The organism is Collinsella aerofaciens (assembly GCF_964283865.1).
Taxonomy (GTDB): Bacteria; Actinomycetota; Coriobacteriia; order Coriobacteriales; family Coriobacteriaceae; genus Collinsella.
In genome coordinates, this window is record NZ_CAXYLS010000012.1 from 1 (window position 1) to 19,025 (window position 19,025).

The window sequence follows — 19,025 nt, forward strand, 5'->3', positions numbered from 1 at the left end:
CGCCTTTAGACGCGTGCCGGAAATCCAAGGGTTATACCCTAAGAGCAAACCACCCCTTTTAGGGGTGGTTTTGATTTTGCTCGCCAAATGGGTCGCCAAATACGTCACCAAATTTCGAGTTTTTGATCTTCTGGGATGCTTCTCAGTAGCCATCCGAGAAAACTCTCATCTTCTCTGTTTGCATACACATATCTTTCAAGGATTCGTGCCGCGGTTACATGGGGCTCGGCAAGGCACGACCGCAACATGTTGGTCAAGCATAATCTTTTGGATTCTTTTGGCGTGAGCGGCTTGGTTTTGGTAGGATTTGTCAGCGGCTTGACTAAGGGGGTTTTATAACTGCCATGCAGGTAGCCGTGTTGGTAACGTTTTACCGACTTGCCAAGAACCCCTCATAATTAATGCGTCTGCAAAATGACCAATTGCTTTGACCTGCTGAAACACTATATGTTGTGTTTGAACTAAAAAAAGAATACAGGATATAGGTGCCTCTTTGTCGTATGATAGATGGCGGACAGAGAACGAGGACCTTATTTGCCCCATTTGGATAGATCTTTGAGCCGCTTGATCGGCCGCGAGGATTGTCCGCATGAGGACCTATGGTTTATCGAGAACACAGATTGCGCGACGGCGCCGCAAGACAGGGGCAAGCCCTGCCGGGCATCGTTTGGCTCTGAAGCGCAATGAGACTACGACGCGAAAGAGGCAAGAGGATGAAGATCATCAAGCGCAGCGGCACCGAGGTTGTCTTTGACATCGATAAGATTGTCAATGCGATTCGCGCCGCAAACTTGGAGGTCGAGGAGAGCTCTCGTCTAACCGACCGCCAGGTGGTTTATGCGGCGCAAAACGTCGCCGAGGCATGCGAGAACGCGGGCCACACCGTTTCGGTCGAGGAGATCCAGGATTTGGTCGAGGACGAGATCATGCGTCTCGACTGCTACGAGGTCGCCCGCCACTACATCATCTATCGCTATGTCCAGAGCCTGAAGCGCCAGAAGAACACGACCGACGACAAGATTCTGTCGCTGATCGAGTGCAATAACGAAGAGGTCAAGCAGGAGAACTCTAACAAGAACCCGACCGTCAACTCCGTTCAGCGCGACTACATGGCCGGCGAGATTTCCAAGGACCTGACTCAGCGCGTGCTGCTGCCCCAGGAGATCGTGGATGCCCACAACGAGGGCCTGATCCACTTCCACGATTCCGACTACTTTGCCCAGCACATGCATAACTGCGACCTGGTGAACCTGGAGGATATGCTTCAGAACGGCACCGTTATCTCGGGCACGCTGATCGAGAAGCCGCACAGCTTCTCGACTGCCTGCAACATCGCGACGCAGATTATCGCCCAGGTTGCTTCCTCCCAGTACGGCGGCCAGTCTATTTCGCTGACCCATCTTGCCCCGTTTGTTGAGGTGAGCCGTCAAAAGATTCGCGGCGAGGTCGCTCGCGAGCTTGAGGAGCTCGGTGTTTCGGCATCTGCCGAAAAGGTCCGTGAGGTCGTTGAGGACCGTCTGCGCGATGAGATCCGTCGCGGCGTCCAGACGATTCAGTATCAGGTCGTGACCCTTATGACCACCAATGGCCAGGCGCCGTTCGTGACGGTCTTTATGTATCTCAATGAGGCCCGTACGCCCCAGGAGAAGCACGACCTTGCCATGATCGTGGAGGAGACGCTTCGTCAACGCTATGAGGGCGTTAAGAACGAAGCCGGTGTGTGGATTACCCCGGCATTCCCCAAGCTTATCTATGTACTCGAGGACGATAACGTTCACGAGAATTCCCCGTACTTCTACCTGACCCAGCTGGCTGCCAAGTGTACCGCCAAGCGCATGGTGCCCGATTACATCTCCGAGAAGAAGATGCGCGAGCTCAAGCTGTCGAAGGGCGAGACCGCTGGCAACGGCGATTGCTACACCTGCATGGGTTGCCGCAGTTTCCTGACGCCTGACCGCTCGGGCAACGGCTTTAACAATGTCGCCAACGCGCTGAATTATGACCCGACCAAACCTAAGTACTATGGCCGCTTTAACCAGGGTGTTGTGACCATCAACCTGCCCGATGTCGCGCTGAGCTCGCATCAGGACATGGACAAGTTCTGGAAGATCTTCGACGAGCGCCTTGAGCTGTGCCACCGTGCCCTGCTGTGCCGTCATGAGCGCCTGATGGGCACGCTTTCTGACGCTGCACCGATTTTGTGGCAGTACGGCGCCCTCGCTCGTCTGAAGAAGGGCGAGACGATCGACAAGCTGCTCGTGGGCGGCTATTCCACCATCAGCCTGGGGTATGCCGGCCTGTATGAGTGCGTCAAGTACATGACGGGCCACAGCCACACCGAGAAGGAGGGCACGCCCTTTGCCATGGCCGTCATGCAGCGCATGAACGACAAGTGCGCCGAGTGGAAGGCCGAAAGCGATATCGATTTCTCGCTGTACGGTACCCCGCTTGAGTCGACGACCTACAAGTTCGCCAAGTGCCTGCAGCGTCGTTTTGGCATCATCCCGGGCGTGACGGACAAGGGCTACATCACCAACAGCTACCACGTCCACGTGTCCGAGGAGATCGACGCATTCGACAAGCTCAAGTTCGAGGGCATGTTCCAGCAGCTTTCGCCGGGCGGTGCCATCTCCTACGTCGAGGTTCCCAACATGCAGGACAACCTCAAGGCTGTCATCCGCGTGATGCAGTACATCTACGACAACATCATGTACGCCGAGCTCAACACCAAGAGCGATTATTGCCAGGTGTGCGGCTACGATGGCGAGATCAAGATTGTCGAGGATGACGGTAAGCTGGTGTGGGAGTGCCCCAGCTGCGGCAATCGTGACCAGGAGAAGATGAATGTCGCCCGTCGCACGTGCGGCTACATCGGTACCCAGTTCTGGAACCAGGGTCGAACCGAGGAGATCCGCGACCGCGTGCTGCATCTCTAATACCGCTCCGGGGCTGAACCGAGAGGGCCGCTTGGGCATTTGCTCGCTATTTCGGACAGTCCTGCGCAAGACGAAGGCCACATTAAGTGGCCTTCTTTGCGTGCGGAACTCATATCGAGCAAAAGCCCAAGCGGCCCTCTCGGCTCAGCCAAGTTGACGTAGCTGAGATGCAGCGCGCGGTCTGCTCACTCCTCGAAGTTCTTAGCGGAAATAATTCGAGCTGCAGCTGCGATTTACTTGCGATGGCGGTTGAGCCGCAACCCAGTTTTTATTAGACCTCGAACCCTATACTCGATGTTCGCTTCGTTCATTGAGTTACCCTTTGCATGAGGCCGGGACATATCGTCCCGCCCGCAGTTTCGCAGGCCGAAGGCCGAGAATGTTTGAGGACGGGATGATATGTCCCGGCCTCCCGGGAGAGTTACCTATGAACTACGCGAACATTAAGTATTTCGACATTGCTGATGGGGAAGGTGTTCGTACTTCTCTGTTTGTGAGCGGGTGCCGTCGTGGGTGCAAGAATTGCTTTAACTCTGTCGCGTGGGACTTTGCTGCGGGTGAGCCGTTCGATCGTGCCGTCGAGGACAAGATTATCGAGAGCCTCGATCATCCCTTTATCGATGGTCTGACGATTCTGGGCGGCGAGCCTATGGAGCCCGAGAATCAGGCGGGGCTCGTTGATTTCATTGAGCGCGTGCGCGCGGCTTACCCGGTGGAGTCGGGGAAGACTATTTGGTGTTTTACCGGCGATGTGCTCGAGGAGCTTATGCCGGGAGGCCGCCACCATACCGAGGTCACGGACCGCATCCTTGCCTGTCTCGACATGTTGGTGGACGGCCCGTTTGTTCAAGATTTGTACGATATCTCGTTGCGCTTTAGGGGCTCGAGCAACCAGCGCGTGATCGATATGAACGCTACGCGCGCCCGTGCTGAGCGCGAGGGCGTTGCGCTTTGTGATGCGGTTGAACTATGGCGTGATGATCCGGTCTATTCGACCCATACTATGTAGCTTGTGGTCGATGCCGGAGGGCGTGGTACCATAGAGCGAACGTGAAATCGGAAAAGTGAGGCCCAGATGGTCGATCAGGAAAAAGTCGAGGCCGCCATTAAGCTGTTGCTTGAGGGCATAGGCGAGGACCCAACTCGTGAGGGCCTGCTGGAGACCCCGGCGCGCGTTGCCCGTATGTATGGTGAGATCGCCGGCGGTATGGACCAGAGTGCCGAGGAACACCTGTCCAAAACCTTTGCCGTCGCTTCGAACGATTTGGTTATCGAGCGCGACATCACGTTCTACTCGCTGTGCGAACATCATCTGCTGCCGTTTTATGGCAAGGCCGCCATTGGTTATATCCCTAACGGTCGGGTGGCTGGGCTTTCCAAGCTCGCCCGCACGGTTGAGGTTTATGCCCGCCGTCTGCAGCTGCAGGAGCAACTGTGCGCACAGGTTGCCGATGCCCTCATGGATTATCTCGCTCCCCAGGGAGCGATTGTGTTGATGGAGGCCGAGCATATGTGCATGACGATGCGTGGCGTGCAAAAGCCCGGCACCAAGACCGTGACGCTTGCTCGCCGCGGCGTCTTTGAGACCGATCCCGCGCTCGAGGAGCGTTTCTTTAGGATGCTGGGCCGCTAACCATGAGAGTCGTCAACGACTTTACATCGAAGACCGATGAGGGGACGTCGCGTCGCGGCTTTATGGCTTCGGGCCTGGCCCCCTTTGGTGCCATGCCTCGCATTGATTACATTTGTGCCAACGGGCTGTTCCGGCGGCACCTGGGCAACATCGTACAGTTGGAATCGGGGCGCATCTTCTGCCGCCACGGTATTGACCATCTGCTCGATGTCGCGCGCATTATGTGGATCAAGAATCTCGAGGAGCAGCTCGAATTTGACCGCGAGGTCATCTACGCCACAGCACTTCTTCACGATATCGGCAAAGATGAACAGTATGAATCGGGTATATCCCATGATGTTGCAAGCGAACGCGTCGCTGATGCGATTCTCGGCGGCATGCCCGATGACGTGGCGTTTGAGCCGGCCGATGCCGCAGCCATTAAGACGGCCATTCTGGGCCATCGAAAGCTGCGCGTGAACAGCCAACCGCTTGAGCGTCTGCTCTATGCAGCCGACAAAGCGTCGCGTGCCTGCTTTGCATGCCCCGCGCGCAACGCTTGCAACTGGAGCGATGATAAAAAGAACCTGTCGATTCGCGTGTAGTTAGTTTGCGCGGTCGGGGTTCTAAACGAAGGAGACGATCGCGTTGAGTAACAAGAAACTGCCCGAGAATGCAACCAAGACCGAAGGCGCCGAGCTCGCCCGCCGTGGAAGGGGCGAAATATCCACCGCAACGGCGGTGCCTCACGTGAGCTATGACGATTTGCGCCATGCCGATCGTATTGTCATTGACGGCCTGGAGGTTTTTGCCAACCATGGCGTGTATCCCGAGGAGAACGCGCTGGGTCAGAAGTTCATCGTTTCTCTGGTGCTCTATGCCGACCTGCGCGCGGCGGGGGAGCACGATAACCTGGACGCCTCGATTGACTACGGCTCGGTGTGCCACGATGTCGATGGCTATCTGCGCGAGCATACGTTTAAGCTCATCGAGGCGGCAGCCGAGGGGACAGCCCAGATGCTGCTGCGCCGTTATCCCTCGCTGCTTGGTGTGCGCATAAAGCTCGATAAGCCGTGGGCTCCTGTTGGCCTGCCCCTGGCAAGCTGCGGCGTCGAGATCGAGCGCGTGCGCTAGTCGACGCTAGAGCTTGTTGAGGGGTGGCTGCTTGAGCCGCTGAGACAGTGCTCTATTGTTGGGACAGTACGTGTCGAGCAGGGCGTGAAAGCGCTGATTGTGGCTCGGCTCGAGCAGATGGACGAGCTCGTGGGCGACAACCATGTCGAGGCATTCGACAGGGTGGGCGGCGAGCTCGCGCGCGATGCGAATGGCGCCGGTTTTGGGCGTGCAGGAGCCCCAACGCGTTTTCATGCTGCGCACGGAGACGCGGGCCACGGTGACGCCCATTGCGATTTCGTACGCGTGCACGATGTCGCGTAGCGCTGCGGTGACCTCGGACGCGTAGAGCTGGTCGATGTGGGCTTGGAGCTCGTCGGACGTTAGGCCGTCGAGGATTGCGCGCCGCTTGGCCTGTGGGCTTTCGTCCGATTCGTCGGTACTCATAAAACTTGCGAAGGTGGCCTGCTTGGGTCGCGGTGCGGGCGATGCAAAGTTGTGATCGAGTGCGTCCTGTACCGTGATGGGCTTGCCCCAAAGTGCAATGATGGACGAGGGGCTGAGCGGCTCTCGCGCTGTCGCCTGACGTTGCTCACGTTGGGCAAGTCGGCTGATAATCCAGGCGCTGTTGCGCTTCACAAACGCTTCGATGCGCTCGCGGCTGGCGCCGAGCGGTGCGCTGGCGTGGACCTCGCCGCTCGATGTGACGCGTAGGTTAAAGTTCTTGACGCGCTTTTTGGTAACGACGACGGGGATGAGCGTTCCATCCGGTCGGGGTACGGAAATCGTAAATTGCTGCGTCAAATGTGATCCTTCAGATTGGGGACGGGCCGGCATGTCGACCGCTCGGCATGCCGGCCCGCTCAAGGGATGCGAAATTAATAACGCTCGAAGAAGGCAAGCGCGTTGTCGCTGCAGAGCTTTTGCATCACGGTCTTGCCAAAATGCTTGGAAAGCATGTTCTGGAACTCGGGCATCTTGCTGGCATCGGAGAGGAAAGCGGGCACCGTGGCGCCGTCCCAGTCGCCGCCGAGCGCGATGACGTCCTCGCCGCCCAGGTCGAGCCAGTGCTCGATATGCGCCGCCAGCTGGTCGAAGGTGACGTCTGCGGCGGTCTTGTCGGTTGCGTCGTTGGAAAGGAACTCGCTGCAGTAGTTGAGGCCGACGATGCCACCCATGTCGCGAATGGTGCGGAACTGGTCGTCGGTAAGGTTGCGTTTGGCGCCGCAAACCGCACGGGAGTTGGAGTGGCTGGCGACGAAGGGACGCGTGGCGCGGGCGGCGACCTCGTCAAAGCACTCATCGTTGAGGTGGGAGACGTCGAGCACCATGCCGGCGTGCTCCATCTGCGTAAGCGCCTCGATGCCGGCGGCGGTGAGGCCGGCGTGGGTGTCGTGGCCGCTCGCGAGCGGTCCCTGCGCGTTCCAGCTGAGTGACGACATAAGCACGCCCAGGCTCTTGAGCACCTCGATCAGCGCGGGGTCCTCGGCAAAGAACGTGGCGTTTTCGATGGTGTGGATGCAAGCGACCTTGCCGTCCTTGAGCGCGGGGCGAATGTCTGCGGCGCTGCGCACGTTGACCATACGGTCGTGGTTGAGCATTGCCTGGCCGCTCATATGCGCCATGATCTGCGCCTGGAAGCGCGCGGCGTGGGCGGTGGGAATCTCGTCGGGGACAAACGTGGCGAAGCACTGTGCCCACGGCGTGTTGCCGATCTTTGCGAGCGAGATGGCACAGGCGTTACCCTCGATGAGGTCGAAATCTTGCGGATGCGTTTCGTCGCCGGGGAAATAACCGTCGGTGCCGGCGGTAAAGCGCAGGTCGAGATCGAGCGTGGCCCAGCCGATTCGGTCGGCAGTGTCGCAGTGTAGGTCAAATACGGGATATGCCATGGTTCCTCCGGTTGCAGCGTTTCTTTGCAAACTGTCATTGAATTGTATGACTAGGGTATAGTTAGCGCCATATGTTCATGGCGGCCCGTGTTGTGCGCCGCCCTTATCACGGAGGTTTCCATGTCCAACCAGGGCAAGAAGGTCAAGACTCATTATCGCGGCACGCTCGACGACGGCACGCAGTTCGATAGCTCCTACGATCGCGGTGAGCCGCTGGAGTTCACCTGCGGCGCCGGCCAGATGATCAAGGGCTTCGACGCCGCTGTTGTCGACATGCAGGTGGGTGAGAAGAAGACCGTGCACATTCCTGCTGCCGATGCCTACGGCGAGCACAATCCCGAGATGGTTCTGACCTTCCCGGCCGAACAGGTTCCCAACATCGAGCAGATTGAGAAGGGCATGAAGCTCTTCTTGTCCACGCCGAGCGGTATGCCCGTCCCCGCCGTGGTCATCGATGTAACGCCCGAGGCCGTGACGCTCGACGCCAACCACGAGCTGGCCGGTAAGGACCTCAACTTTGATATCGAGCTCGTCGAGGTCGAGGGTTAGAGTATGCCTGAACGCTTGGTTTCGACGACATGCTTGGGAAATCTCAACGATCCGTCCTATGAACTCCTGCTTCGCCGGAAGTTGGGCGGCGTCTTTGAAGTTGACGATCTGCTGCTCGATTGGGACCAGGCTGATGTATACGCGTTTGTGGGCGTGACGGAGCTGGGGCGCACGGTCGATGTTCGGCTGGATACTGCCGACGGCGGTCGTCTTGCCGACGGCGACGTGCTCGCCATTGACCGTTCGGGCATGGTGCCCGTGGCGGTTGTCGTGCGCTTGCGCAGCGCCGAGGTTTATTTGGTCGAAGTTGACCGCATGGACCCGATTGCGCTCGCGCATTCGTGCTGGGAGATCGGCAACATGCATGCGCCGCTCTTCCGGGGCGACTCGGACGAGCATACTGTGCGCATGTATACGCCGGTGCAGCCTGTTTTGGGCCGCATGCTCCGGGGTGTCGAGGGTGTTCGGCTCTCGCTGGTTACCCGTGAACTCGATGCGGACCGGCGCTTTGCGTCGAGTGCGGCGGAGGTCGTCGTGAGCATGGCTCCCGACTTTACCATCGTAAAAAAGGCGCGCGGCTAAGCGCGCGTATGCGCAAGACGGGCTTTGAGGGGCGACCGATCAAGGTCCGTCTTGCTGTTGATATGAGGCTTTGGGGGAAGCATATGGGTCTTGAGGGAATCAAACTGATTGCATGCGATTTGGACGGCACGTTGCTGCATCCGGGGGAGCGCGAGCTGCGTTCCGAGGCCTTTGAGCTTATCGATGAGCTGCATCGTCGTGGTATCGTGTTTATGCCGGCGAGTGGCCGTCAATATGCGAGCTTGCGCTACCTGTTTGCCCCGGTGGCCGATGAGCTCGCCTATGTATGCGAAAACGGAACCCTGGTGATGAGCGAGGGGCGTGCCGTCGTCAAGCGTTCCATGGAGCGTAGCCTTGCTATGGTTATCGCGAATACCGTGGTTGCGTATCCCCATACCGACATGACCCTTTCGTGTGAGGGGCACATCTACACCATGAGCGGCAACGATGCGTTCGTCGACCATTTGCGCTATGTGGTCCACTGCGATGTGGCGGTGGTCGACCGTCCCGAGGACATCGACGAGGATGTCATTAAGATTGGCTTCCAGACGCCCGAGGTGGATTATCCGGCGGCCCGGGAGTATTTCGAGCGCCTCTTTGGCGACCGTGTCGATGTGATGACGTCAGGAACCGCATGGACGGACCTTATCGGTTTCGGTTCGGGCAAGGGCTCCGCGCTTGTCGATTACGGTCGTGTCCTGGGGATTTCGCCCGATGAGATGATGGCATTTGGCGACAATGAGAACGATCGCGACATGCTCAACGTCGTGGGCCATCCCTATCTGATGGAGAGCTGCAACCCCACCATGCGCGGTATCAACGATCGCGTCCGTTACGTGCACACGGTCGAAGAAGAACTGCACCGCCTGCTCGCCGAGTAGGTTTTCGGGACATGCCTAGAAATGTACTGTTTGCTGCAAAGCGCGGAAAGGTGGATTTTAAGGCATGTCCCGAACATCTACCGGCAGTCGGGGCAGAGACCCTCGAAGATGGTGTAGTGCGACGTGACGTGCCAGCCGATTTGCTCGGACGCTTTGGCGTCGAGCTGGGCATCGAAGGGGAGCGGTACGTCGATGACGCGGCTGCACGAGGTGCAGATGATATGCGCATGCGGCTCGATCGTGCGATCGAAGCGGCTGCCGCCCGGCGTCTTGATGGAGAGGATCTCGCCGGCGTCGGCCAAGAGATTGAGATTGCGGTAGACCGTACCGCGGCTGATTTTGTCATCCTGCGCGCGCACGGCGTTGTAGATTTCGTCGGCGGTGGGATGGTTATAGCTTTGGCGCACGGCGTCAAGAACCAGCTTTCGCTGCCTGGTATTCCTTCTTTGCACCGCCATGCGCCTCGCCTCTTTTCTATCAACGGTCGTAGGTAAATAATACCGTATTTAGCACACAATACTAATAATGAGGACTGAAACCGTCTTCATTGGCAAGTGGGGCTCGGGCCTGAGCGTCTATGAGGCGAAAACGCGTTCCCATGCGCTCGTAGGAGGCATGAAGCGCCTCGAGATGAGATAGGATATTTGCCGGAGCTCCCTGTATCTCCATCTCGACTGAGCCGTCTTCCATGTTACGCACCCAGCCGGTGAGTGCGCGTGTCTGCGCGAGGTTGGTGTTGGTAAAGCGAAAACCAACGCCTTGGACTTGCCCCTCCCAGCGCAGGAAATAGCGCAGGGGAGTGTCTTGAGTGGCCTCGTCGCTTGCGAGCACAGTAAGCCTGCGGCGCAGCTCGAGCTCGACGTTTGATGGTTTTTGAGGCTCTCGACTGCCGCCGGTGACGCTGGAGAAGAACGTATCGAAGAGGCCCATCGCTATGCCTGCTTGCCTGCGTCGGCCGGGAAGGTAATGCCGGCCTGCTGGCGCACGGCATCCATGATGCGTAGTGAGACGAGTGTGACATCGCGGTAGTGGCCAAGCTCGTGGCGTCCCGCCGGGGTCTCCCAAATCTCTTCCTTGACGTTATCGATGCCGCCGATGGCGGTGATGAAGTCTGTGAGTTCGTATTCCATAGTGTTGCTCGATTTGGGCAGGTCGAGCACGCGGCCGTTGTCGCCCTGTTCGCGCGGCGCCTCGGTCGCCGAGCCGCGTACGACGTCGCCGCGATAGTCGATGCGGACGTTGCGGGGCGTGGACAGATGGTCGATCTGGATAGTGCCACGCTCGCCTTCGATCTGCGAGGGCAGCAGGTCATTCGTAATTTTGGAGTGCGCGAGCTCGACGGAGATACGGCCACCGCCGTAGCTGGCGAGGATGGAACCGCAGCCGTCGATGGGGCCGTGCGTGAGCTGTCGCGTGGTGGGATCGAGCAGGGTGGTCATGCTCGTAAGGCCGGAGGGCATGCCGAAAATCTCGACCATGGGCTCGACGGTGTAGACGCCAATATCCATGAGGGAACCCGAGGCCATATTGCAGTCGAAGATATTGGTGGCGCGTCCCGCGAGAATCTCGTTGTAGCGCGAGGAATATTTTCCAAAGCGCAATGAGGCGCGGCGGATGGGGGCGATCTCACCCAGGGCGTCCTCGATGGCGTGGAAGGCGGGATCGTGGAGGGGACGCATGGCCTCGAGGGCCACGACACCTGCTGCCTCGGCAGCGCGGAAGACTTCCAGCGCTTGCGCCTCGGTGGCGCAGAAGGGCTTCTCGACGATGACGTGCTTGCCACCGGCGATGCAGGCAAGGGCCTGCTCGTAGTGAAGTGCGTTGGGGCTGCCGATATAGACGGCGTCGACGTCGGCGGCTGCCGCGAGCTCATCGAGTGAAGTAAAGTTTCGCTCGCCACCGCGCTCGGCGGTAAAGGCAGCACCGCGATTGGCATCGCGCGAGAGCGTGCCCACAAACGCGGCTTGGTCGTTGGCGTTGACGACCTGGATAAAGTCGTCGGTAATCATGGATGTGCCGATGGTCGCTATACGCAGCATGTATCCCCCTCGTGCCGTTCGGTTTACAGGATGAGTGTAGCGCGAAGGGGCAGGAAATAGCGTACGAAAACGCCGTTACAGGTCGCTCTCGTTAAAGCCGGTGTCGATATCGAGGTTGCTGCCGTCGGCCGCCGTGGTGGCGAGCTCGTCGCAGCGCTCGTTGAGCTCATGGCCGGCGTGACCCTTAACCCAGATGAACTCAACCTTGTGCTTGCTCTTTGCGGTGAGTAGGCGCTCCCACAGATCGCGGTTCTTGACGGGCTGCTTGTTGGCGGTCTTCCAGCCGCGTTTTTTCCATCCGTCAATCCAGTGCTTGTTGAAGGCGTTAACGACGTACTGCGAATCGGAATGGACTTCGACGTCGCAGGGGCGGTTGAGCGCCTCGAGTGCCACGATAACGGCCATGAGCTCCATGCGGTTGTTGGTGGTCTTGGCGTAGCCGCGCGAAAGCTCAGAGGTGAAGGTCTTGCCGGCGGGGTTGGTGTATTTGAGCACGGCGCCGTAGCCGCCGCGTCCCGGATTTGATCGGGCCGAGCCGTCGGTATAGATGATGACCTTCACATGGTTCCTTTCGTTGGGTACGTTTCGCGTGAGTGACCATTGTAGCGCCATGCCCGCCGGGGGCTAGCAATCTACGATTTCTACCCCGTCTTCCGACAGTTGGTTGGCATGGATGATGCGGTTGAGCTCGTCGAGGTATTGCTGCAAGAGGGGAGAGGGCTTGCGGTCGTCATGCATGATGTAGCCCACATGCATCGTCGGGGCGTCTGCCAGGGGGATCGAGGCCATGCCCCACTGCATTTCGCTGGAGAGTACGCCGGTCGACAGCGCATAGCCGTTCGAGGTGATAAGCAGGTTGGTGAGCGTCCCGCGGTCGGATACGCGGATATTGCGGTTGCAGGGAATATAGCTAAACGGTTCCTCGGCGTAATAGAAGGAGTTCGAGGTGCCTTGCTCAAAGCTGTAGCGCGTATAGGGCGTGAGGTCGGCAAGGGACAGCTGCGAACGGCGTGCGAGCGGGTGGCGTTCGCTGACGAACACGTGGACTTTTGCATCAAAGAGGGGATGAAAGCTCGCTCGGGCATCGGTAAAGGCCTTCTGCAAGACACGGGTATTAAAGTCATCCAGATAGAGGATGCCGATATCGCTGCGAAACGCGCGCACGTCGTCGATAATCTGCGCTGTGGTGGTCTCGCGCATGATGAACTCGAACTTGCTGTCGCGGCAGCGCTCGACTACGTTGACAAAGGCCTCGACCGAAAAGGCGTAGTGTTGGGCGGAAATGGCGAGGCGGGCTTGCGGGGTACCGCCGTCCTCGTAGCGGGCCTCGAGCATGTCGGCCTGCTCTACGACCTGGCGTGCATAACCCAAAAGCTCGGTGCCGTCGTTGGTGAGTGCAACACCGCGGCTGGAGCGCGTAAAGATTTCGATATGAAGTTCCTGCTCCAGGCTTTTGACGGCATTGGAGATATTGGACTGTGCCGTATAGAGGCGCTGGGCTGCGGCGTTGATCGAACCGGACTCTGCCACGGCGATCAAAAAGCGAAGCTGTTGGAGGGTCATCGGCGCCCGTCCTTTCGAGTGTTATCTATAAAACCGATAACAGGTTAGCGCTTTAAAGTGATTGACCGAGGAAAACAATGCTCGTACTATTCAAAACACACAAAGACGGTAGGTAATTAAGCCAACTACGGAACCGGGATGCGAAAGGAGGCCCGCATATGAATTGCTTACCAAGACGAATGCCGGGCTCCTGTTTGCGCCCGTCGGCGTGATCAGGAGACAGCGACTCACTTCTCTTACTCTTATTACTTTTGTTCGATCAAGGAGATCATCATGAGCCAGTTTATCAACAACCCCGAGCACACCTTTGGTTTCGATACCCTGCAGCTGCACGTTGGCCAGGAGAGCGCCGATCCTGCATCCGACTCCCGCGCCGTGCCTATCTACCAGACCACGAGCTATGTGTTCCGCAACTCCCAGCACGCCGCCGACCGCTTTGGTCTTGCCGACGCCGGTAACATCTACGGCCGTCTGACCAACTCCACCCAGGGCGTCTTCGAGGACCGTATCGCCGCCCTCGAGGGTGGCGTGGCAGGTCTTGCCGTCGCCTCCGGTGCTGCTGCCATCACCTATACCCTGCAGGCTCTTGCCCAGGCCGGTGACCACGTGGTGGCTCAGAAGACCATCTACGGTGGCTCCTACAACCTGCTGGAGCATACGCTCTCCCAGTTTGGCGTCGAGACCACGTTTGTCGATGCCCATAACCTTGAAGAGGTCGAGGGTGCCATCAAGGACAACACCACGGTCATCTATCTCGAGACGCTCGGCAACCCCAACTCCGACATCCCCAACATCGACGCCATCTCCGAGATCGCCAAGAAGCACGGTCTGCCGGTTGTCGTCGACAACACCTTCGGCACCCCGTATCTGCTCCGTCCGCTGGAGCATGGTGCCAATATCGTCGTCCACTCCGCAACCAAGTTCATCGGCGGCCACGGCACCTCGCTGGGCGGTGTGATCGTCGACGGCGGTAACTTCGATTGGAAGGCGAGCGGAAAGTACGCCCAGATTGCTGAGCCCAACCCCTCCTACCACGGTGTCTCGTTTGCCGAGGCTGCCGGTCCCGCCGCCTTTGCAACCTATGTCCGCGCTATCCTGCTGCGTGACGAGGGCGCTTGCATCAGTCCGTTCAACGCCTGGGTCCTGCTCCAGGGCACCGAGACTCTGTCGCTGCGCGTTGACCGTCATGTCGAGAACACCAAGAAGGTCGTTGAGTTCCTGGCTGGTGACAGCCACGTCGCCAAGGTGAACCACCCGAGCCTGCCTGAGCACCCCGATCACGAGCTCTATCAGAAGTACTTCCCCCGTGGCGGTGCCTCGATCTTTACCTTTGAGATTAAGGGTGGCCAGGAGGCAGCTTGGAAGTTCATCGATCATCTGCAGGTGTTCTCGCTGCTCGCCAACGTGGCCGACGTCAAGTCGCTCGTCGTGCACCCGGCTACCACCACGCACTCCCAGCTCTCTGCCGAGGAGCTCGCCGAGCAGAACATCACGCCCTCCACGATCCGTCTTTCCATCGGTACCGAGAACGCCGAGGATATCATTTGGGATCTGAAGCAGGCCTTCGCCGCGCTGGACGAGTAAGGCGACTTGTGCAAGGACCCCTTGCGACTCGATAGGTATAACTGCATAAAATGCCTGCTCAAGGCGCCTGTGCGAACAATGGTTGCACAGGCGCCTTATTTGCATAGAGAGGGTGCAAAAACAGGGTTTTTGACACGCTTTATGCATTCGAGTTGTGGAAAACTCCTGTTGAGAGGATGTGAGTTTTACGCAATTGACGTGCGCCTTTTAAGTAAAACCGCAGGTCGCGATTTGCTCGGGGTACTATGCAGCGCGATCGAATCACACGCAGCTCAAACGCAGCAAAAACGCACTACGGAGGTTTCCAGCTACATGAGGATTGATTCACGAAAACCGAAAACCGCCGCCCTTTCCGTCGCTCTGACCGTGGCACTTTTGGCGGGCGCCGGTGCAACTGATGCCCACGCCGCAACACTGTCCGATACGGTTGGATCTACTCCGTCCGAGACGACGCTGGTGCAGCCCGTTGACTATCGCGGCGATGGTTATGGTTCCATGCAGGAGTGGAACGCCTCGATGGAGGCCAAGCGCGATTCCCTTGAGATGCGCGCTCAGATCATCATGAACATGTACGGTGACTATGCCACCGATGACGAGCGCGCTGTGCTGCAGGGTTGCATCGACGGTGCAGGTAGCCTGTTGACGATGGGGGAGGTCGACGCCAAGTCGACCGAGCTCGACGAGCTTCGCTCCACGCTTGAGGATGCCAAGCGCGAGGCGCTCGAGGCTGCCGCAGCCGAAGCCGAGGCCGCTGAGACCGTTCAGGCTTCGTATTACAACGCCGGCTCCGGCTCGTCTTACGCGTCTGCTGCGTATTACGCGAACGGTTCGGGCCTGACGCGCTCGAGCGGCGTCAATAGCTATAACGGTCGCCGCGAGACCTATTACAGCAGCAATGTGCTTTATCACTATCGCACGGGCGAATGGACTCAGGATTCTGAGGGCTTCTGGCGCGATTCCGACGGCTATTACGTCGTTGCCGCGGGCGATAAGGCCCAAGGCTCCACGTTTACCGGATCCAAGGGTGAGTGCAAGGTCTATGACTCCGGCTGCGCTGCCGGAACCACCGACTACTACACCGGTTGGTAATCTGCCATCAGAGCAAAATAGGCACATGATGAGCGGGCGTCTTTACTGGGCTTTTGGGCACAACGTAGGGGCGTCCGTTTTTTGTGCGTGCTTGAGTTAACAGAGCGCTTACCGTGGCAGTACGCCGCGCATATGGGCGCGGGGCACACTAGTTCATGAGAAATAAGGTCTTTCTCGTGGAGGAAGTGGTCTTGTGAACGCTCGAGATATCGCCGTTGCCGCCGTTGCATTGGCGCTTGGTTGTCTTGGTCCTACGGCCGCGCTCGTCGCGGGTATGCAGGGGTCTTGTGGGGCTGCCTCTATCGTGGTTGGCGTGTTGATCGCGGCCGCGCTGCTGGGAAGCGCGGGCGTGACCCTTTGCCGCGATGACGAGGACGAGATGCCGCAGGCGCGGCGCTAGCGGTTGCGAAACTGGTTTTGGTCATAGATGAAGAAAGAAGCCGCCGCAAGGGGAGTGCCCCTTGCGGCGGCTTTGCTCTTGAGGCTGTTGGCTGCGGTGCGTCGAGCGCTACCAGCTGGCCTCGATTTCGCGGATGCGCGAATAGAGCCATTCGTTTTGCGGCACTTGGATACCGTGCTTGGCCGCGAGGCGGCAGATGGTGCCCGCAAACTCATCAACCTCGGTTTTGCGCCTTGCGACGCGGTCTTGAGCCATCGAGGGCATGCCGGCGGGGTCGAGCCCCTCGATGAGGTGCACCATCTGCGTTAGGTCTGCCTCGGTCAGCTCAATGCCCTCGGCGTTGGCGACCGCAAGCGTTTCGCGCATGGCGGAAACAAAGCAGCGGCGCTGCTCGGAGCCCGGCTCCGTGGCGCTTCCGTAGGTCCCGCCGTAGGCCATGCAGGTCTGGTTGATGCCGTCGTTGAGCATGAGTTTGGCCCACATGCGGTGCGCAATGTCGCGCTCGACGGTATGGGCGATGCCGCAGCGCGTGTAGAGCCCGTCGATAGCGGCGACGGTCGCGGGGTCGGTGCCGGCGGCTGCACCAAAGCGGATCTCGCCCGCATTGGTAAAGGTGAGCGCGCCATTGAGAAACACGGCGTCCATGCCCTGGCAGATACCAAGAACGGTATGCTGCCAGCCAAAGCGTTCGGCAATCTTTTGTTCGCTCGTAATGCCGTTGCACAGCGAGGCGATGAGCGTGTTGGGTCCCACGACGCGCTCCATAGTCTTGAGTGCTTGGTCGAGACCGGTGGTCTTGACCGTCAGGATGACCAGATCGGCGGGCGCTGCCTCGCTGGCGCGGACGGACGTGAGACCGCAAGGCTTTCCGTTGGCGGTGAGCGCATCGCCCGCGTGACGCTCAAAACGGGCATCATCCATAACGTATTCGACGGCGTCATTGCCGAGGGCCTTGGCAATCATGCTGCCGTAGAGCAGGCCGACGCCGCCCTTGCCGATAAAGGCGACCTTGTTGATCTGCATGTGAATCATCTCCCCATATAAAAGGCGCCCGCGTAAGGCGCCTGATGGATTGTATGCTGCCGGGGTGATTGGTGGGTGCGCGGGGCGGCTGTTATAAAAAAGAAACGTTTGCCTGGACGTTACGCTGCGGGGCAGACCGCAAAGACACGCGCGGGGTATCCGACACCATCACGGACCTTAGGGAAGGTGCAGAAGATGACGGCGCCTGTGGCGGGAAGCTCGTTCAGATGGTCCATGACCTCGATCTGATAGCGGTCGGCCGAGAGGATGTATTGCTCGCCGGGATAGGGGTAGGCGTCCTCGCGCGTGGTGATGGTCGTCGAATCGGTATCTGCGGGCTTTTTGCTGATGTTAATGCGGTGCCGTGACAGCTCGATTTCTGCTGCGTTACGATACGTTCTCGATTGCGATTCCACGATGTTTCGGCTGCGTGACCATTGTGTTTCGCCTTGCCGGGGCGCTGATGGCGAAGGGAGGGGCCGTGCAATACCGCGTTGACCCCAAAAGCGGCAACCGTATCTCGGCGTTGGGGCTGGGCTGCATGAGGTTTCCCGGTGCGCCGGGACGCCCGGATGCGAAGACTGCCGACGCCATCATCTCCCGTGCGGTGGAGCAGGGGATTAACTACCTGGACACGGCCTATCTCTATCCCGGCAACGAGGCGTGCGTGGGGGCGTCGCTTGAGCGCCTGGGCTTGCGCGACCAGGTTTTGCTCGCAACCAAGCTGCCGCATGCTTCGTGCAAATGCGCGGAGGATTTCGATCGGTTCTTCGACGAGCAGCTGCGTCGCCTGCGGACCGACCGTATCGACTATTACCTCATGCACAACATTACCTCGCCCGCCCAGTGGGAACGTGTGGTGGCGTTGGGCATCGAGGACTGGATTGCGCGTCAAAAGGCGGCGGGGCGCATTCGCCAGATTGGTTTTTCGTACCACGGCAGCGCGGCGGATTTCATGACGATGCTCGATGCATATGAGTGGGACTTTTGCCAGATCCAGTACAATTACGCTGGAGAGCGATATCAGGCGGGAACAGCAGGACTCATGGCGGCTGCGGAGCGCGGGCTCGCGGTGTTTGTGATGGAGCCGCTGCTGGGCGGGCGTTTGGCGGGCAAGCTGCCGCCACGGGCCCGCGCTGTGCTCGATAGTGCCCGCGACCCGCATTTGCGCACTCTTGTCGCCTGGGGTCTTTCGTGGGTGTGGAACCATCCTCAAGTCACGATGCTGCTTTCGGGCATGACCGATACCGCGCAGGTGGACGAGAACGCGGTGCTGGCCGATCGGGCCCTGCCGGATTCGATGACAGCCGCTCAGCTCGATACCATCGCACGCGTGCTGGCGGAGTTTGAAAAATCGAATCGCGTGCCCTGCACGGGATGCGGCTACTGCATGCCATGTCCCAAGGGTATTAACATTCCCGGCTGCTTTGCCGCTTACAACGCGAGCTATGCGCACAGCTGGTTTACGGGGCTGTCGCAATACTTTACGGCGAGCGCGGTGCGCACGAGCGAGCCCAAGCTCGTGAGCAATTGCGTCAAGTGCGGCAAATGTGCGCGTCACTGCCCGCAACACATCGATATCCCCGAGCGTCTCGACGACGCGCGCCGACGTTTCCAGCCTGGCCCCGTAACGGCCGCGCTTAAAGTCTTCAGCAAAACTCGCTCCTCATGACCCTTTTATATCTTGTGATGGAATAGTTCCTGTTTGCGGCAGAATAGGGCGATAGCAGGAACTATTTCGTCGCAACTGAAGGGGGCTGTC

Annotated in this window: 21 protein-coding genes; 12 read left to right on the forward strand and 9 right to left on the reverse strand. The window is 59.1% G+C overall.

The annotated features are described in order from the left end of the window. Nucleotides 1-713 precede the first annotated feature (713 nt). The 5 genes from nrdD to folB all read left to right on the forward strand — a co-directional run bounded on the left by nrdD (nt 714) and on the right by folB (nt 5,682). Nucleotides 714-2,936, forward strand: coding sequence for an anaerobic ribonucleoside-triphosphate reductase (gene nrdD / locus ACRX4W_RS07005; RefSeq protein ID WP_117799019.1), 2,223 nt, complete (start codon nt 714-716; stop codon nt 2,934-2,936). 427 nt (nt 2,937-3,363) lie between these two features. Continuing rightward, nucleotides 3,364-3,945, forward strand: a complete 582-nt coding sequence (gene nrdG, locus ACRX4W_RS07010; RefSeq protein WP_117842844.1) for an anaerobic ribonucleoside-triphosphate reductase activating protein — start codon at nt 3,364-3,366, stop codon at nt 3,943-3,945. Nucleotides 3,946-4,011: 66 nt separating this feature from the next. Then, on the forward strand, nt 4,012-4,569 hold the full coding sequence (gene folE / locus ACRX4W_RS07015; RefSeq protein WP_022094399.1) for a GTP cyclohydrolase I FolE: 558 nt from the start codon (nt 4,012-4,014) through the stop codon (nt 4,567-4,569). 2 nt (nt 4,570-4,571) lie between these two features. Then, nucleotides 4,572-5,153, forward strand: a complete 582-nt coding sequence (locus tag ACRX4W_RS07020; protein ID WP_172622418.1) for an HD domain-containing protein — start codon at nt 4,572-4,574, stop codon at nt 5,151-5,153. Nucleotides 5,154-5,196: 43 nt separating this feature from the next. After that, nucleotides 5,197-5,682, forward strand: a complete 486-nt coding sequence (folB, locus tag ACRX4W_RS07025) for a dihydroneopterin aldolase (protein WP_055251396.1) — start codon at nt 5,197-5,199, stop codon at nt 5,680-5,682. Between the two features lie 6 nt (nt 5,683-5,688). Here folB and ACRX4W_RS07030 read toward each other — a convergent pair whose 3' ends face one another. Together ACRX4W_RS07030 and ACRX4W_RS07035 are read right to left on the reverse strand one after the other, a co-directional pair. Next, complete coding sequence (locus tag ACRX4W_RS07030; RefSeq protein ID WP_432299792.1) at nt 5,689-6,465, reverse strand: M48 family metallopeptidase; 777 nt, start codon at nt 6,463-6,465, stop codon at nt 5,689-5,691. Nucleotides 6,466-6,539: 74 nt separating this feature from the next. Continuing rightward, nucleotides 6,540-7,553 carry a dipeptidase gene (locus ACRX4W_RS07035; RefSeq protein WP_089572972.1) on the reverse strand — a complete coding sequence of 338 codons (1,014 nt, stop codon included), beginning with the start codon at nt 7,551-7,553 and terminating at the stop codon, nt 6,540-6,542. A 120-nt stretch (nt 7,554-7,673) separates the two neighbouring features. Between ACRX4W_RS07035 and ACRX4W_RS07040 the strand changes: the two genes are divergently transcribed. From ACRX4W_RS07040 to ACRX4W_RS07050, 3 genes are all read left to right on the forward strand, one after another. Further along, the gene (locus ACRX4W_RS07040; protein WP_035138874.1) at nt 7,674-8,102 is read left to right on the forward strand and encodes an FKBP-type peptidyl-prolyl cis-trans isomerase; all 429 of its coding nucleotides are present in this window, start codon (nt 7,674-7,676) and stop codon (nt 8,100-8,102) included. 3 nt (nt 8,103-8,105) lie between these two features. Then, entirely contained in the window at nt 8,106-8,684 is a 579-nt protein-coding gene (locus tag ACRX4W_RS07045) for an urease accessory protein UreE (protein WP_052044235.1), read from the forward strand. A gap of 83 nt (nt 8,685-8,767) precedes the next feature. Continuing rightward, entirely contained in the window at nt 8,768-9,565 is a 798-nt protein-coding gene (locus ACRX4W_RS07050) for an HAD-IIB family hydrolase (protein ID WP_161115752.1), read from the forward strand. 77 nt (nt 9,566-9,642) lie between these two features. On the opposite strand, the gene ACRX4W_RS07055 is transcribed toward ACRX4W_RS07050, so the two are convergent. The 5 genes from ACRX4W_RS07055 to ACRX4W_RS07075 all read right to left on the reverse strand — a co-directional run bounded on the left by ACRX4W_RS07055 (nt 9,643) and on the right by ACRX4W_RS07075 (nt 13,167). Next, nucleotides 9,643-10,023 carry a Fur family transcriptional regulator gene (locus ACRX4W_RS07055; protein ID WP_192919574.1) on the reverse strand — a complete coding sequence of 127 codons (381 nt, stop codon included), beginning with the start codon at nt 10,021-10,023 and terminating at the stop codon, nt 9,643-9,645. 61 nt (nt 10,024-10,084) lie between these two features. Then, nucleotides 10,085-10,495: an acylphosphatase gene (locus tag ACRX4W_RS07060; protein WP_432299796.1), complete on the reverse strand. Its 411-nt coding sequence runs from the start codon at nt 10,493-10,495 to the stop codon at nt 10,085-10,087. Nucleotides 10,496-10,497: 2 nt separating this feature from the next. Beyond that, the gene (locus ACRX4W_RS07065; protein WP_196032630.1) at nt 10,498-11,604 is read right to left on the reverse strand and encodes a Gfo/Idh/MocA family protein; all 1,107 of its coding nucleotides are present in this window, start codon (nt 11,602-11,604) and stop codon (nt 10,498-10,500) included. Between the two features lie 75 nt (nt 11,605-11,679). Then, on the reverse strand, nt 11,680-12,216 hold the full coding sequence (rnhA, locus tag ACRX4W_RS07070; protein ID WP_161115755.1) for a ribonuclease HI: 537 nt from the start codon (nt 12,214-12,216) through the stop codon (nt 11,680-11,682). 12 nt (nt 12,217-12,228) lie between these two features. Beyond that, nucleotides 12,229-13,167, reverse strand: coding sequence for a LysR family transcriptional regulator (locus ACRX4W_RS07075; protein WP_161115756.1), 939 nt, complete (start codon nt 13,165-13,167; stop codon nt 12,229-12,231). A gap of 273 nt (nt 13,168-13,440) precedes the next feature. On the opposite strand from ACRX4W_RS07075, the gene ACRX4W_RS07080 reads away from it, so the two are divergent. The 3 genes from ACRX4W_RS07080 to ACRX4W_RS07090 all read left to right on the forward strand — a co-directional run bounded on the left by ACRX4W_RS07080 (nt 13,441) and on the right by ACRX4W_RS07090 (nt 16,240). Beyond that, nucleotides 13,441-14,751, forward strand: coding sequence for an O-acetylhomoserine aminocarboxypropyltransferase/cysteine synthase family protein (locus tag ACRX4W_RS07080; RefSeq protein ID WP_161115757.1), 1,311 nt, complete (start codon nt 13,441-13,443; stop codon nt 14,749-14,751). 312 nt (nt 14,752-15,063) lie between these two features. Then, nucleotides 15,064-15,840, forward strand: coding sequence for a hypothetical protein (locus ACRX4W_RS07085; protein WP_432299800.1), 777 nt, complete (start codon nt 15,064-15,066; stop codon nt 15,838-15,840). A 193-nt stretch (nt 15,841-16,033) separates the two neighbouring features. After that, nucleotides 16,034-16,240: a hypothetical protein gene (locus tag ACRX4W_RS07090; RefSeq protein WP_432299802.1), complete on the forward strand. Its 207-nt coding sequence runs from the start codon at nt 16,034-16,036 to the stop codon at nt 16,238-16,240. 108 nt (nt 16,241-16,348) lie between these two features. Here ACRX4W_RS07090 and ACRX4W_RS07095 read toward each other — a convergent pair whose 3' ends face one another. Both ACRX4W_RS07095 and ACRX4W_RS07100 read right to left on the reverse strand, forming a co-directional pair. After that, nucleotides 16,349-17,263: a ketopantoate reductase family protein gene (locus ACRX4W_RS07095; protein WP_432299803.1), complete on the reverse strand. Its 915-nt coding sequence runs from the start codon at nt 17,261-17,263 to the stop codon at nt 16,349-16,351. 119 nt (nt 17,264-17,382) lie between these two features. Next, the gene (locus ACRX4W_RS07100; protein ID WP_432299805.1) at nt 17,383-17,679 is read right to left on the reverse strand and encodes a cyclase family protein; all 297 of its coding nucleotides are present in this window, start codon (nt 17,677-17,679) and stop codon (nt 17,383-17,385) included. Nucleotides 17,680-17,744: 65 nt separating this feature from the next. Here ACRX4W_RS07100 and ACRX4W_RS07105 point away from each other — a divergent pair, with 65 nt between their 5' ends. Continuing rightward, on the forward strand, nt 17,745-18,935 hold the full coding sequence (locus ACRX4W_RS07105; RefSeq protein WP_432299807.1) for an aldo/keto reductase: 1,191 nt from the start codon (nt 17,745-17,747) through the stop codon (nt 18,933-18,935). The last annotated feature ends 90 nt before the right edge of the window (nt 18,936-19,025 follow it).